General features: G+C 66.4%; 11 protein-coding genes. 4 read left to right on the top strand and 7 right to left on the bottom strand.

The genetic code is table 11. The annotated features are described in order from the left end of the window. Window positions 1–13: 13 nt before the first annotated feature. From BFN33_RS05225 to BFN33_RS54075, 4 genes are all read right to left on the bottom strand, one after another. On the bottom strand, window positions 14–892 hold the full coding sequence (locus BFN33_RS05225) for a TnsA-like heteromeric transposase endonuclease subunit (protein ID WP_079140610.1): 879 nt from the start codon (window positions 890–892) through the stop codon (window positions 14–16). 201 nt (window positions 893–1093) lie between these two features. Then, on the bottom strand, window positions 1094–3052 hold the full coding sequence (locus BFN33_RS55420; RefSeq protein WP_079140692.1) for a TniQ family protein: 1959 nt from the start codon (window positions 3050–3052) through the stop codon (window positions 1094–1096). A 528-nt stretch (window positions 3053–3580) separates the two neighbouring features. Beyond that, window positions 3581–3808, bottom strand: coding sequence for a hypothetical protein (locus BFN33_RS54080; RefSeq protein WP_256122635.1), 228 nt, complete (start codon window positions 3806–3808; stop codon window positions 3581–3583). 23 nt (window positions 3809–3831) lie between these two features. Further along, window positions 3832–3996 (bottom strand): hypothetical protein, encoded by a 165-nt coding sequence (locus tag BFN33_RS54075; RefSeq protein ID WP_256122634.1) that lies wholly within the window; start codon window positions 3994–3996, stop codon window positions 3832–3834. A gap of 516 nt (window positions 3997–4512) precedes the next feature. Here BFN33_RS54075 and BFN33_RS05215 point away from each other — a divergent pair. After that, window positions 4513–7713 carry a discoidin domain-containing protein gene (locus tag BFN33_RS05215; protein ID WP_256122633.1) on the top strand — a complete coding sequence of 1067 codons (3201 nt, stop codon included), beginning with the start codon at window positions 4513–4515 and terminating at the stop codon, window positions 7711–7713. 510 nt (window positions 7714–8223) lie between these two features. Here BFN33_RS05215 and BFN33_RS05210 read toward each other — a convergent pair. Beyond that, a complete protein-coding gene (locus BFN33_RS05210; protein WP_069758627.1) occupies window positions 8224–8898 on the bottom strand; it encodes an epimerase in 675 nt (224 codons plus the stop codon). 45 nt (window positions 8899–8943) lie between these two features. Then, window positions 8944–9867: an SDR family NAD(P)-dependent oxidoreductase gene (locus BFN33_RS05205; RefSeq protein ID WP_069758626.1), complete on the bottom strand. Its 924-nt coding sequence runs from the start codon at window positions 9865–9867 to the stop codon at window positions 8944–8946. A gap of 91 nt (window positions 9868–9958) precedes the next feature. Between BFN33_RS05205 and BFN33_RS05200 the strand changes: the two genes are divergently transcribed. Further along, window positions 9959–10528, top strand: a complete 570-nt coding sequence (locus tag BFN33_RS05200; RefSeq protein ID WP_069758625.1) for a TetR/AcrR family transcriptional regulator — start codon at window positions 9959–9961, stop codon at window positions 10526–10528. Window positions 10529–11077: 549 nt separating this feature from the next. Here the strand turns inward: BFN33_RS05200 and BFN33_RS05195 are convergent. Then, a complete protein-coding gene (locus tag BFN33_RS05195) occupies window positions 11078–11980 on the bottom strand; it encodes a helix-turn-helix domain-containing protein (RefSeq protein ID WP_069758624.1) in 903 nt (300 codons plus the stop codon). A gap of 136 nt (window positions 11981–12116) precedes the next feature. On the opposite strand from BFN33_RS05195, the gene BFN33_RS05190 reads away from it, so the two are divergent. Both BFN33_RS05190 and BFN33_RS05185 read left to right on the top strand, forming a co-directional pair. Beyond that, window positions 12117–13349 (top strand): MFS transporter, encoded by a 1233-nt coding sequence (locus BFN33_RS05190; RefSeq protein WP_079140607.1) that lies wholly within the window; start codon window positions 12117–12119, stop codon window positions 13347–13349. A gap of 94 nt (window positions 13350–13443) precedes the next feature. Next, window positions 13444–14466: a zinc-dependent alcohol dehydrogenase family protein gene (locus BFN33_RS05185; protein WP_218108950.1), complete on the top strand. Its 1023-nt coding sequence runs from the start codon at window positions 13444–13446 to the stop codon at window positions 14464–14466. Window positions 14467–14499 lie beyond the last annotated feature (33 nt).

Genomic DNA, 14499 nt, shown 5'->3' with positions numbered 1-14499 from the left:
TCTACTGCCGTGCTCACCGTCCAAGCTCCTGGTGCTGCTGCGGAGCCAGCCGGACCAGGCTCGCGTCTCCCAACGGTACGGAGAGATCCACGCCGAGGTGGTGGTGCCACAGCAGATGGATCGCATGCGCCCGGCCGATCGAAGGGATGCGGCAGTGCTCCACCAACTCGCCGTAAGGCAAGGGTTTTTGCGCTGCTGCCTCCCGTAACTGGCCCTGCATCCCCAGCACATCGGGCAGTGGGCGCCGCTCCGCTGAGAGCGCGTCGATGTTCGTCCACACATGCTGGTGCCAGCCCACCACGACGCCGTAACGCCAGCCCGCCGACAGCGCAGTCGCCGACGCCGCAGCGAACTTCAACGCGTCCTCCGGCTTGATCCGCTCGGCAGGACGTACGTCGATCAGGAAGAGTCCGGACTCCGTCACCAGCAGAAAGTCTGGTGTGTGTTGGATCGCCTTCCCTTCGGCGAAGAACCGCAGCCGGAACGGCTGAGACAGGGCCTCCATGAGACCGGCGGCGAAGTCGGAGACCAACAGCAGGCACTCTTCCTCATGGCTCTCAAAACCGTGGTGCCGGTCCGTCGCCATCAGGTACTCCAGCCCCGGCCGGTGAAATTGATCTGTACGCCACGTGAAGCGGCGCACAGGAACACTCCGCCCGAGACTCACTTGGTCCAGGTCACGCACCGGAATGGCTGCTCGAGAACGGCCGAACTTCCACATCGTGGTCCAACGCACGGGCCACTTCTCGTCGAGATGCAATGCCTGCTCATAGTCGGTGAACCCGGTGTACAGAATGGCAAGATCTTCGAGGCCGCACGCATCCGACCACGCGAAACCCGGGGACGTTGCCGATTTGGAAGACCAACTCCCTTCGAAATCAATTGAGTTCATTCATGGATCCCCTGACCGCTTCTGCCTCCTGATCCGCATGTCAAGAGTGCAATCACGGTACGGCGCTTGGCCTAGCCATTGCCGGTCACTCTTCCCTGGGTCACGCAAACGAGTGAATGTGCGCTTGTTCTCTCGGTACAGTAGCAAGTTGTTCGGCTATGGAGTCAGGGATGCCGGCAGCGTGTGAAAGGTGCCAGAGAGCTACATCGGCGTGAGGCCGACCTCAGCGTCCCTATTGTTCCTGCTTGTTTCTTGATCTGGACTCAGTAGATCGCCCAGATCAACGTGAAGGCTGTTCCCGAGGTCACAGGCTCGTGCGATGGTGGCTGCGTAGCTCTCAAGCCGTTGGCGCAACCTTGGCCAACTGCCTGTCGGGCGATGATCTTCGTAGAATCGTCCTGCCTCTGATGTCAGCGGGGCTGATGGCTCTCCGATGCGTTTTAGCGCCTGGATCAGAGGGCTGTGTAGATGCTCGGACGAGGTTGCCTCGCTCCACACGAATACTGATCCGGGGGTGGGATATTCCTTATTCCGCAAACGGCTTAGAAAGGGAAGATCGCACAGGGTCATCCAGTCATCGAGCGGCATACGCCAATTAGTCAGCGCATGGCGCCGAATTGAATAGTTGATCGGATTCTTATCTCGTCCGAGCTGATGGGAGATTGCTAACACCTTTGCCTCGAATGCTGGCCATAGGTTTGGGGGCCCTAACTGCTCTCCAAGATAATTAACCGTGCCCCTTGCCGCCTTGTTGGGAATTCCCAAGGCCTCCGTACACCGGTACCAAGGTTGGCCGGAGGCTATTTCGGCGAGCCGCAGTGCGGCGCCGCGCCGCAGCTGGCGAGTGGTCCGCGGAGTGGTTCTGTGCATTTTATCCATGAAGTCGGAGAAGTGTGCATCGAACCACGGCTTGGGAAGAAAAGGTGGCACGTTCTGTAACTGGAAGCTGCCTTGGGGGGTTAGGGCTCGCGGTAATGGACCCGCTGGAAAACCATGGACACGCCGTGATACGGCACGTGCCATCGCGGGAGAAATGCCCATTGAATTCATTATGTTGAGCAGGTATTGAGGAGCACGTTCGTGTGCCATGCGGGCGATCGGCTGAACCCGTTCCTGTAGCGATGCTGCATCGCGGTCGCCGAGAAGTGCCTCCGCGGCCATGAGTAACGCCCCGCATGGCGCCGCTTCCTGAGGGAGATTCCGTGGTCCAACGAGACGGCCTGTAAAATTGGAGGTGCTGCGTTGTGCCGCGGCCTGGGCTGAGATAGGTGCAGCGTAAGCGTCGAGGCTGTCCTTCAAGGCAGTTGACGATAGCAGCGACGAACCGAGGGGCCAGCTAAACTTGATCAAGAGCGTGGATAAGATTAGGTCCTGAAGGTACTCTCCGTCCTGCTTCTCAAATACACTTCCCCCCAGCTTCCGATCCATCTGTTGCTGTAATGCGATGAGCAAGTTGATGTCTTCCGATGATATGGCGCCATCTGTGGTAATAGGCAGCTGGGATAATAGCGCGCCGCACGGTTTAATATGCGCCTTGCCGCCCGGGAACATGGGCACGTTTGGGGGGAGGAGATTACGACACTGCTGAGGATTCAGCTCTGGGACTCCTGGTGAGCAGATTAGGCCAATACGCGCATCTACGACGCCATTGATCGGTTGTCTGCATGTGGGACATTTGCTCGCCAATAGACGATGGTGTACTGGGCAAACGACATTCGTCGGTAGGTGCCAGCGCAAAATCCACGGGCCGCCGAAGGCATTCTGGATGGGGCTACCATCTCCATCCAGGCATTGGGGGCAGAAGCGCGTGGAGAGATTGAATGCCCAGTTTGCGCCCAACGTCGGACCTGAAAGTCGTGTTTCTGGCGGCATGGACGCCAACGGCAGATAGGCGTCAGTCAGACTGCTAAGGGTTAAGGATTCGGTTTCTTGAGCAGTCAGCCGGAGGCAGCCACTGACCCGTATGGTTAATTCGTGAGGCAGCTTGAGAAGATGGGTGGCTGGGATGCGATAGCCTTTCTGCAGGCCGCAAAGAGCCGCGATTCTATAAGGAGTGCGTCTCAAGCGATAGGACAGGCGAAGCAGGAGCCCGGGAAGGGACTCACCCGGCAGCGGGACGAGCCCCCGCGGGAGTTCATATCGTGTGGGCGGTGTCACCATGTCGTGAATTTCCGTGTACCTTGAAATCGAAGAACAATGAGTGGTTTGCAGCCCTCATGCTCTTGGATTACTCATCTCGACGCACCCGACCGATTCGCTCGTCCACCGTGGAAGTCCGACGGTACGGTGATTAGGTAGCTGGCGGCTGGCTGATCCTTTAGTGAGTCACTCTTACGGGTGATTAAGTTCCTACTGGGATCCGATTTCATTCCTGATGTGCCAGCGAACATTCGGTGGCCGGGCGGAATCCTGACGTCAACGCCCTTGGATTTTGACGCTCTCTCCGTACTCTTCAGTCACCTCTCCGGTGCGACGTCAGCATGAGCGTCTTTTCCCTATCGGCATCCCCGTGACCTGCGCTGTACCAAAGTGCCAACTACCTCTCTGATTCCGTGCCTGCAGCCGCTGAAGCTACTTGGCATCAGTGCAGGTCACGAACGTTGCCTTGTGTCAACTATCGATCCTGGTCACACTCGCTGTGACGAGGATTTTTTAGTTGGCACAAAAGATGGATAGTTGGCACCAAGATCACGCCCGTGTGATCGGTGGCTGCTGCCAGGCGAGGCTCATCTGTGCGCCGGCTTCCGCTCGCGCTGTAGACACGAGGCTTGCGTAGGGGCCCGCGACGGTCGCGGCCTCGATCTGGAGCCATGCCTGGTGGAAGGCCATTCGTGCCAGCAGGCTGCTGACCTCGTCGGTGAGTTGTTGCCGTACGGCGGACGAGGGCTCCGGCCGGCGCCGTATGCGGTAGGGCATCTCGAGGTACTCCTCGACCGCCGTCAGGGCTTCGGCGAACTGGCCCGGTGTTCCCTTCGCACGGCGCGTTGGCTGAGGGCGTAGGTCAGGAAGGCGCCGAGGAGCGCGATGCACGGGACGATCAGCCCGGCTGTCTGAGCCCAGGTCCAGCCGCTGTCCGTCGCTTGAGCCGCCGAGACGGCCTGCACACGTCACTCCCCGGGATGCCGTGCGGGGCATCCTTCACCAACCACTGGCCGCCGGACTCACCGCCGGTGAGCCGCCAGTAGTGTCGTGTGCCGTTCAGCTGGCTGAAAACTCTGACAGCCGGAGATCTGAAGCGCATGCCGCCGCGGGGAGCCCTGTCGCTCCCCGCGGCGGCATGACCCTTCCTAGGTGCAAACACCATGTTGCGGGAGTGTTGACACCCCGTGGCGCGAGCGTCGAGTATCTCGCCTACGAACACCCGATTGAATCGATTCATTTCGCTTGGGTGCCGTTCAACGCCGGATGCCGCCCCCTTCACGCTGCACTCCGCACAGCGAAAGCAGGAGCCCACGATGAACCATGTATCGCGCCGGTCCGCCCTGCGCTCGGCCATAGCCGTGGCTCTCACGCCCACTTTTGGTTCTCTTGCGCTTCCGGGGCTCGTGTCGACGGCGTCCGCAGCGGTTTCCTGGTCGGCGAGGTGGATCTGGGCGCCTTCCAGTGCGACGAACCAGTGGGTGGCGTTTCGTAGATCGTTCACGTCGGGTTCGGCTCCGTCGAAGGCGGTCACGCAGATCGCCGCGGACTCGAAGTACTGGCTGTGGGTGAACGGCACGCTGGTGGTGTTCGAGGGCGGGCTCAAGCGTGGCCCCAACCGTACAGACACCTACTACGACGAGATCGACCTCGCCCCGTACCTGCAGGCCGGTGGCAACACGGTCGCGCTGCTGGTGTGGTACTTCGGCAAGCAGGGCTTCTCGCACAACAGCAGCGGCAAGGGCGGGTTGCTGTTCCAGGCCGACATCACGACCGGCTCCACTGTGACCCGGCTCGTCAGCGACACCGGTTGGAAGCACGTCGTCCACCCCGGCTACTCGAACAACACGAGCGGAACACAGGTCAACTTCCGCCTGCCGGAGTCGAACGTCTACTACGACGCCCGCAACGCCACGGCTATGGCCGGCTGGCAGTCCTCCGGGTTCGACGACAGCGCCTGGACGGCACCGACCGACTTCGGCGCCACGGGTGCGGCACCCTGGAACGCCCTGGTCGAGCGGCCGGTCCCGCAGTTCCGCTACTCCGGTCCGAGGTCCTACACCAACGCCGCGTCCCTGCCGAGCACCGGGCGGGGCTCCACCGCGATCTCGGGCACCCTGCCCTCCAACCTCCAAGTGACCCCATACCTGAAGGTGGACGCCCCGGCCGGGGCGGTGATCGGCATCCAGAGCGACCACTACGACGACGGTGCGGGCCTGGTGGGCATCGAGCCCGGAACGCAGTACAACATGCGCGCCACCTACGTCTGCTCCGGCGGCGTCCAGGAGTTCGAGCCACTGGCCTGGATGAGCGGGACGGCCGTGCGGTACACGATCCCGGCGGGCGTGACGATCCTGGAGCTGAAATACCGCGAGTCCGGCTACGACACCGACTTCGCCGGGTCCTTCAGCAGCAGCGACCCCTTTCTCGACACCCTGTGGACCAAGGCCGCCCGCACCATGTACGTCAACATGCGGGACAACTACATGGACTGCCCCACCCGCGAGCGGGCCCAGTGGTGGGGCGATGTGGTCAACCAGCTGAAGGAAGGCTTCTACACCTTCGACACCCGCTCCCACGCGCTGGGCAAGAAGGCCATCGCCCAGCTGACCTCCTGGCAGGAGTCCGGCGGGGTGCTGTACTCCCCGATCCCCACGACCATCTGGACCAACGAACTGCCCGTCCAGATGCTCGCCTCGGTGTGGTCGTTCTGGACGTATTACCTCTACACCGGCAACGCGGACGCCGTCACGGGCGCCTATCCGGCGGTGAAGAAGTATCTGAACCTGTGGAGCCTGGACGCCGACGGCCTGGTCAACCACCGCGCGGGGGACTGGGACTGGGAGGACTGGGGCTCCGACATCGACGCCCGCGTCCTGGACAACTGCTGGTACTACCTGGCCCTCGACACCGCCGCAAAGCTCGCCGACCTGAGCGGCAACAGCGGCGATGTCGCCGGATGGAAGGCGCAGCGCGACAGCATCAGGGCCAACTTCGACCGCGTCCTGTGGAACTCCGCGCGCAACGAGTACCGCTCACCCGGCTACACCCGCGACACCGACGACCGCGCCCATGGCCTCGCCGTCGTCGCGGGCCTGGCCCCCGCCTCCCGGTACCGGGCGATCACCGAGGTGCTGCGCACCCATCTCAACGCCAGCCCGTACATGGAGTTCTACGTCCTGGAGGCGCTGTATCTGATGGGCGCGGCCACGGTCGCCGAGGAGCGGATACGCAACCGCTTCGCCGCCCAGGTCGCCGACCCCGCCTGCTACACGCTGTGGGAGGTGTGGGACAAGGCGGCCGGCACCGACAACCACGCCTGGAACGGCGGCCCGTTGTACGCGCTCTCCGCCTACACCGCCGGTGTCCGCCCGACCAAGCCGGGCTGGCAGACATACGAGGTGATCCCGCAGACCGGCACCCTCGCAAAGATCAACACCGTGACGTCGAGCGTCAAGGGTGACATCCGCCTGGGCATCACCCGCGACGGAACAAAGGTGACGCTGACCCTCACTTCCCCGAGCGGAACGGCTGCGCGAGTGGGCGTGCCCACCTACGGCGGAGCCCAGCCGGTCATCAAGGCGAACGACACCACCGTCTTCACCGGCGGTTCGTCGACCGGCGGCGTCAGCGGACTGACCTACGACGGCAAGGACTCCTCGTACGTGTACTGGGTTGTCCAGCCCGGCACATGGACCTTCACGGCGGCCGGCGTGGGCCGTCTCGACAACCTTGCCCTGGGCCGGCCGGTCACCGGCAACAACAGCCTGGAGAACAGCAACTGGGGCCGCAGCCGCCTGACCGACGGCACGCTTACCAGCGTGACCGGCGCCAAGGGCTACACCAGTAACGACTTCGCCTCCGCCGACGTCAGTGCCAGCCCTGTCTGGGTGGAGGTCGATCTCGGCGCCGACACCGACCTCGACGCCGTACGCCTCTTCCCCCGCACCGACACTCCCGCCGCCGGCGGTGGCGGCTCGGCGGGCTTCCCCGTCGACTTCACCATCCAGACCCGGCCCGACGGATCCGGCACCTACACCACCGTCCGCACCGTCACCGGACAGGCGAACCCCGACGGGTTGGTGCAGACATACGGTTTCAGAACCGGCACCGCCCGCTACGTCCGCCTGCAGGCCACGCGCCTGGGTACGCCCGCCTCCGATGAGACCACCAAGTACCGTCTCCAGTTGGCCGAGCTCACCATCCCCACCGCCGGGACCACCGTCACCGCCAACTACACGCTGGAGAACGGTGACTGGGGGAAGACCCGGGTACTGGACGGCACCACCACCAGCGTGACCGGTACCAAGGGCTTCACCAGCATCGACTTCGCCTCCGCCGACGTCAATGACACCCCCGTGTGGATCGAGATCGACCTCGGCGCCGACCGGGCCATCGGCTCTGTCACCCTTCACCCGCGCACCGACGCCAGCGGGGCCGGCGGCGGCTCGGCGGGCTTCCCCGTCGACTTCACCTTCCAGACCCGCACCGACGGCGGCACCACGTACACCACGGCCCGCACCGTCACCGGTGAGCCGAACCCCAACGGAGCCGCCCAGACCTACCCCCTCACCTCCGCCAACGGGCGCTACCTGCGGCTGCGCGCAACCAGGCTCGGCAGACCCGCCTCCGACGAGACCAGCAAGTACCGCCTGCAGTTGGCGGAGATCCGCATCAAGTAACACGCCCTTGGTCAGAGAGCAGCCCTCGGGGCCCAGCGTGTGCGCGAACGCGGAGATGGTTAGGGGTGGTTCTGAGCAGGACGATGCCGCGAAGGCCCGGCGAATCTCCCGCGGCGATGCGGTCAGGCGCTCGCAGCACGACAGCACCGGCAGGAAGAGCAGCAGCACGGGGTGGGAGGTGCAGCCGGTGTCCGGTGCCCTCCCCGAGCAGGAAGGCGAGACCCAAGGCCACGCTGAGTGCCCTTCCTCAGCAGCGAGTAGCCGGTGGACGCGGTGGCCACCAGGCGCCCGCCGCATCGATGAGCGCTCGGAGTGCCTTGAGATGGACTGGTCCTGGCCGGGACGCTCGCCGCACCGTCGGCGAGTGCATCGCCGGCGGCGGTACGAGGCGTCCGATGGACGGCCGGCGGTCGGCCATGAGCGAGCGGGACCTCCGCAGACGACTCGGGCCGAACCGGTCACCGACCCCGCACCCGCTGCCAGTAGTCGCGGCGCGCGTGTCCTTGGCGGTCACGGCGTTGCTGCTGAGGCTGCTTCGTTGATGTCGGCCGGGGTCAGGACGCGGTGCCTCCCGCCGCTACGGGCCGTCTGGATCATGGCCTGGCCCAGCTGCACACTGGTGGTGACGTAGCGCGGTGCGATGCGCCGCAGCACCGGGTACAGCGGACTGAGGACCCGGTACGCCAGGACGTGGAACCTGGCCTTCGCCTTGGTACCCGGCAGGGGCAGGACGAACGCAGGGCGGAACATGTGGGCCCGCGGTGACAGCTCCAGCAGGGCATTCTCCGTCTCGCCCTTCACACGCGCCCACATCATGCGGCTCTTGCCGGTGCTGTCGGTGCCGACGCCGGAGACGTAAGCGAAGGCGAGGCCGGGACTGACGGCCAGCAGGGCGCGGGCGGCGGCGAGCGGGAACTCGTGGGAGACGACCCGGTAGTCGGCCTCGCTCATGCCGATGGCCGAGGTCCCCAGGCAGTAGAAGCAGGCGTCGTAGCCGGTCAGCCGGTCTTGAACGGCGGTGAAGTCGGTGAAGTCCTCGTGGCGGAGCTCATGGAGCTTGGGGTGGGTGCGGCCGGTGGGGGTGCGGCCGACGACGAGGACGTCGGTGACCTCCTCGTCGCGCAGGCAGGCTTCCAGAGCCCCCTGGCCCACCGCGCCGGTGGCCCCAAAGATGATGACGCGCACAGTGTTCCTGTTCTCTCGTACGGCTTGGTCGGCCGGATCGCGGCCTCAGACGGGGAACCTGACGTCGGTGAGCTGCTCGGACACGGCCCACAGGCGCTGCTGGACGGCTGTGTCGTGGGACTTCTTGCTGGAGGCGACCACCTTGGGGTATCCGCGGGTTCCGCCCAAGCCGTTGGGGCCGTAGTACTGGCCGCCGGTGACGGCGGGATCGGTGGCCGCCCTCAGGGTGGGCAGCGCTCCCATGGCGGCCGACTGGGCCAGCAGAGGCTCGAACAGGTCGACCCCCTTGCGCGCCAGGCCGCTCATGTTCTGCGGGAGGTCGGTGGCCGCCGTGCCGGGATGCGCGGCGGCGGCGATGGTGGTGTGGTGCGGGGCGAGGCGGCGCTGGAGTTCGTAGGTGAACATCAGGTTGGCCAGCTTGGCCTGCCCGTAGGCGACAACCCGGTTGTAGGAGCGGTCGAACTGCAGGTCGTCGAAGTGGATGCCGGCCCGGATGCGGTGGCCGACGCTGCTGACGGTGACCACCCGGGAGCCGGGCACGGGCAGCATCAGGTCCAGCAGCAGGCCGGTGAGCGCGAAGTGCCCGAGGTGGTTGACCCCGAACTGCATGTCGAACCCGTCCTCGGTCTTCTGCCGGGGCGTATACATCACGCCCGCGTTGTTGATGAGCAGGTCGATCTTCGGGTGTGCCGCGTGCAGCTCATCGGCGGCCGCGCGTACCGACTTGAGGGAGGCGAGGTCCAGGCGCTGGAGGCTTAGCTTGGCGCCCGGGGCGCTCTCCCTGATGCGGGCGAGGGCCTGGCGGCCCTTGTCGGGGTTGCGCACGGCAAGGACGACGTGTGCGCCGTGTTCGGCCAGGGCCCGTGCGGTCTGCAGTCCGAGGCCGCTGTTGGCGCCGGTGACGACGGCGACCCTGCCGTCCTGGGCGGGGACGTTCTGTTCGGTCCATCGGTCGGTCGTGCTGGCCATGATGATCAACCTCCATAAGGTGAATGATGCTTCATGTTGTATGGTGAAGCATCATTCATCTTTCGTCAAATGATGCCGGAGGGCCGCCCTCATGACCTCACCTCGACCGCTGCGCGCCGACGCGGCGCGCAACCGCACCCGGATCATGACGGCGGCGCATGAGCAGATCACCGAGCACGGGCCCGAGGTCTCGATGGAGCAGATCGCCGCTGCCGCGGGCGTCGCGGTGGGCACCCTGTACAAGCACTTCCCGAACAAGAACGACCTGGTCGCATCCGTGGTCGCCGCCTCGTTCGAAACGCTCGCCGACGACGCCGAGGAGTGCCTGCAACGCGAGGTCCAGGGTGCGCCCGCCATGGCGGAGCTCACCGGCTTCCTCAACCGCGTCATGGACACCGTCGCCCACAATCGCGCCGTCAAGGCAGCCGCCGACGCGCTCAGCGCCGACCACACCACCCACCCCGCCATGCAGGCCGTGGAAACCCGCGTCACCCAGGCCCTCGGTCCACTCGTCCGCAGCGCACAGGCTCAGGGCGCCCTGCGTGCCGACTTCACCCTCGACGACCTGTACCTGATGCTCTCCACCCTCCCCGCCGACCAGCCGCCCACCGCCCGCGCCCGATGGCTCGCCCTCCTGCTCACCGGCCTCACTGCACGCTGACCGGCCGCGCGGCCGGTGAGCACAGCGCTGTGCACACACGACTCGGAAGCAGCGGGGTGCTGCCCTGCCCATGTATCCGCCGGTCCAGGTGGGCAGCATTCACCCGGCGCCGCAGCAGGTCAGGGGCCCATTCGGGCATAGCGTGCACCATCGTCGTACGGGGCGACGCGCACGGTCAGGTCCTTCCTCCTCAGCCTGATGAGCTTTCGCCGCAGGAGCGTGGGTGGGTGTGTGCAGTGCCGATTGTGCAGCTGTCTCCTGAGTGCTTTCCCGGTGCGGATGGCACGCTGGAAGAGCTCCATGACCTTCACCGGCACCGACGCGCGACGGGGTTTCTGCTCACTGGGCTGCCAGTCGAGTGCCGCACCTGCGCCCTCTGCGCTGCGGATTTCGAGTTGATCGCCAGGTTCAGCGAGCCCAGGCTTTTCGCCGTCTGCCCGCCGCCATGCAGTCAGGCCTGCTGCCGGCCGACCCGCGACCGCCCATCTCGCCGGCCCGCGGGCGTCATCATCTCGAACTCCTGCACCGCAGCGGTCCAGTTCGCCAGGCTCACGACCGCCGGCGCAGCGAGTCGGCAGGCCGGGGGGTGGCCGTCCAACTGGCGAGGAGTCTGAGTCGTTCTTCGTCGGGGGTGCCCGGCTGGGCGGTGTAGATAGTCAGAGAGTGCGCCTCGCGGGCGGAGATGGGCAGGTCCAGTGGCTGGTAGGTGAGTTCCAGGGGGCCGGCGTCGGGGTGGTGGAAGCGTTTGACGCCGCCGTGGTGGATGCGCACGTTGTGGGCGGCCCACCGGGTGCGGAATTCGGTGCTGATGGTGGACAGTTCGCCGACGAGTTCGCGCAGTGCCTTGTCGTGCGGGTAGCGGCCGGCTTCGGCGCGCAGCAGGGCGACGGTGGTGTGGGCGGCGCGGTCCCAGTCGTCGACGAAGTCGTGGGCGGCGTCGTCGAGGAAGTAGTACCGGGCGAAGTTGGGGCGACGGCGCTCGCCGGTGGTGCGGCTGTCGAACATCGGCGCGAACAGGGCGCGGGCGAGTGCGTTGGTCGCCACGATGTCCAGGCGGGCGTTGGTGACGAATGCTGCGGACAGCGTCATGGAGTCGAGGAGCCACTGGACGTGGGGCGGGACGTCGACGGCTTTGCGGCGGCGCCGCGTTGCCGGGCTGGGGTGGGCGGCTTTGGCGAGGTCGAACAGGTAGATGCGTTCGTCCTCGCTCAGCTGCAGGGTGCGAGCCACCGCGTCGAGGACATCCTCGGACACGCCGCTGATGTGGCCCTTCTCCAGCCGTGTGTACCACTCGGTGCTCACCCCGGCGAGGACGGCGACCTCTTCGCGGCGCAGCCCCGGTACGCGGCGCCGACCGCTGGTGGGCAGGCCGACCTGTTCGGGCGTGAGCTGGGCGCGCCGGCGGGCGAGGAAGTCACGGATGTCGGCGCGGTTGTCGGGGCGGGGTTCCATGCTTTCCACGCTACGGCCCGTAACCCCGGGCAGGGGGGTTGAGCTTGTACCCCCTATAAACGCAGCCTCCCGCGCGGGCGGCAGGAGCGGTTTCGTGGGATGCGCACCCCGATCTCGATCGCTGCGGAGATGATGCATGACCACGCGAGGAGGAGCCCTCCACGCCCCCGCCGATGTAAGCGCCGGTAACCGCGGGCGTCCGCCTGCCCGGCTTCCGCTCGTCGTGTACGTGCTGGCCCTGGGCACGTTCCTGATGGGCACGACCGAGTTCGTGGTGGCGGGACTGCTGCCGGAGATTGCGGGCGATGTGCAGGTCAGTGTGGCCCGGGCCGGGCTGCTGATCACGGTCTTCGCCATCGGGATGATCGTCGGCGCGCCGCTGATGGCGATGCTGACCCTGCGGCTGCCCCAGCGACTAACGCTGATCCTCGCACTGGGCGTCTTCGCGGCCGGACACGTCATCGTCGCGCTCGGCTCCAGCTTCACGCTGCTGCTGGCCGCACGGTTCCTGACGGCGCTGGCAACAGGGGCGTTCTGGGCGGTGGCCAACGTGGTGGCCACCCGCGCCGCCGGCCCCGCCGCGAGTTCCCGCGCGCTGGGCGTCGTGGGGGCCGGCGCGATGCTCGCCAACGTCGTCGGCGTGCCGCTGGGAGCCTTCGCCGGACAGCTCATGGGCTGGCGGGGACCGTTCTGGGCCCTGGCCGTCTTCGGAGCGGCCGCCATGGCACTCATCGCCCGCCAGGTTCCGCACGACACCGACGGCGGCCAGACGATCTCCGTGCGCTCCGAGCTGGCGGCTCTGCGTTCGGGGCGTCTGTGGCTGGCGCTGGCGGCCTGCACGACCACCACCGGCGGCGTGCTGTCGACGTACACCTACATCTCACCGCTGCTGACCGACCGGGCCGGTCTGGCCGCCGGCCTCGTGCCGCTGGTGCTGGTCGGCTTCGGTGTGGGCGCCCTGGCAGGTTTCCTGGTGGGAGGCCGACTGGGGGACCGCCGTCCGCACGCGACGACGATCCTGGCCCCCGCGGTGACCACAGTCCTGCTGCTGACGATCTGCCTGCTGTCCACCCACGCTGCGCCCACGGTCATCCTGATCGCCCTGCTGGGACTGTTCGGGCTGGGCGCGAACCCGGTCCTCATCTCCCTGGGCGTGCGCTTCGCAGGCAAGGCGCCCACTTTGGGGTCAGCACTGACCGTGTCGGCGTTCAACCTCGGCACCGCCATCGGTTCCTGGATCGCCGGACTCGCCCTCGAATCCTCCTTGGGCGCCACGGGCCCCGCCGTCATCGGCACCGTCATCGCCGCACTGACCCTCATCCCCACGATCGCCATCGCACTCATCCAGCGCCGTCGCTTGGCGACATGAGTCCCATCAACCCAGCAGGTCGCGGCACTGCCGTGCCTTCCGCAACACGAACCGGCGCCGTAGGCGCCAGCACAACAGAGCAAGGAGTACCACCATGCGTGGAGTAGTGATGTACACGGCCGGCGACGTCCGGGTGGAGGAGCGCGACGATCCGAAGATCGTCGAGCCGACCGACGCCATCGTGAAGCTGACCGCGACCTGTATCTGCGGCTCGGACCTGTGGCCGTATCGCGGCATCGAGCCCGCCGATCACCAGGTCATGGGGCACGAGTACGTCGGCGTCGTCGAGGAGGTCGGCTCAGAGGTCAAGAACGTCAAGGTCGGCGACTTCGTCGTCGGGTCGTTCGTCATCTCCGACAACACCTGCGAGATCTGCCAGGCCGGCTTCCAGTCCAAGTGCGTGCACGCCGAGTTCGTCGCGCAGACGATCGGCACCCAGGCCGAGAAGGCCCGCATCCCGCACGCCGACGGCACTCTCGTCGCCACTCCGGGACAGCCCGATCCCGAGCTGATCCCCGCCCTGCTGGCCGCCTCCGACGTGCTCGGCACCGGCTGGTACGCCGCCGTCGCTGCCGAGGCCGGGCCCGGCAAGACCGTCGCGGTCGTCGGCGACGGCGCGGTCGGCCTGATGGCCGTCCTCGCCGCCAAGCAGCTCGGTGCGGAACGCATCATCGCGATGTCGCGCCACCCCGAGCGGCAGAAGCTGGCCCGCTACTACGGCGCCACCGACATCGTCGAAGAACGCGGCGACGAGGGCATCGCGAAGATCAAGGAACTCACGGGCGGCCTCGGAGCGCACTCGGTGGTCGAGGCGGTCGGCACGCAGGAGTCCTTCATGCAGGCCGTCGGAGCCACGCGCGGTGGTGGGCACCTGGGCTATGTGGGCGTCAACTACGACGTAAAGATCCCCGGCATCGAGCTGTTCTTCGCCGGGATCCACACCCTCGGCGGCCCGGCCCCCGTGCGCCGCTTCCTGCCGGACCTGATCCAGCTCATCTGGGACCGCAAGATCGACCCCGGGAAGGTCTTCGACCTCACCCTGCCGCTGGAGCAGGCCCCCGAGGGCTACAAGGCGATGGACGAGCGGCGCGCCACCAAGGTGATCCTCACCTTCTGACCCGCATTTCGCGCCCTTGTCCGCCCCTCCACA

It is taken from the genome of Streptomyces sp. LUP47B, from assembly GCF_001746295.1.
GTDB lineage: Bacteria > Actinomycetota > Actinomycetes > Streptomycetales > Streptomycetaceae > Streptomyces.
This window is presented reverse-complemented; position numbering and strand designations above follow the sequence as displayed.

Bases quoted from the DNA above. Each gene is read 5' to 3' on its own strand.
- BFN33_RS54080 (WP_256122635.1), bottom strand. From the start codon at position 3,808: ATGCCCTACCGCATACGGCGCCGGCCGGAGCCCTCGTCCGCCGTACGG.
- BFN33_RS05200 (WP_069758625.1), top strand. From the start codon at position 9,959: ATGACCTCACCTCGACCGCTGCGCGCCGACGCGGCGCGCAACCGCACC.
- BFN33_RS05190 (WP_079140607.1), top strand. From the start codon at position 12,117: ATGACCACGCGAGGAGGAGCCCTCCACGCCCCCGCCGATGTAAGCGCC.
- BFN33_RS05185 (WP_218108950.1), top strand. From the start codon at position 13,444: ATGCGTGGAGTAGTGATGTACACGGCCGGCGACGTCCGGGTGGAGGAG.
- BFN33_RS05205 (WP_069758626.1), bottom strand. From the start codon at position 9,867: ATGGCCAGCACGACCGACCGATGGACCGAACAGAACGTCCCCGCCCAG.
- BFN33_RS05225 (WP_079140610.1), bottom strand. From the start codon at position 892: ATGAACTCAATTGATTTCGAAGGGAGTTGGTCTTCCAAATCGGCAACG.
- BFN33_RS05195 (WP_069758624.1), bottom strand. From the start codon at position 11,980: ATGGAACCCCGCCCCGACAACCGCGCCGACATCCGTGACTTCCTCGCC.
- BFN33_RS55420 (WP_079140692.1), bottom strand. From the start codon at position 3,052: ATGGTGACACCGCCCACACGATATGAACTCCCGCGGGGGCTCGTCCCG.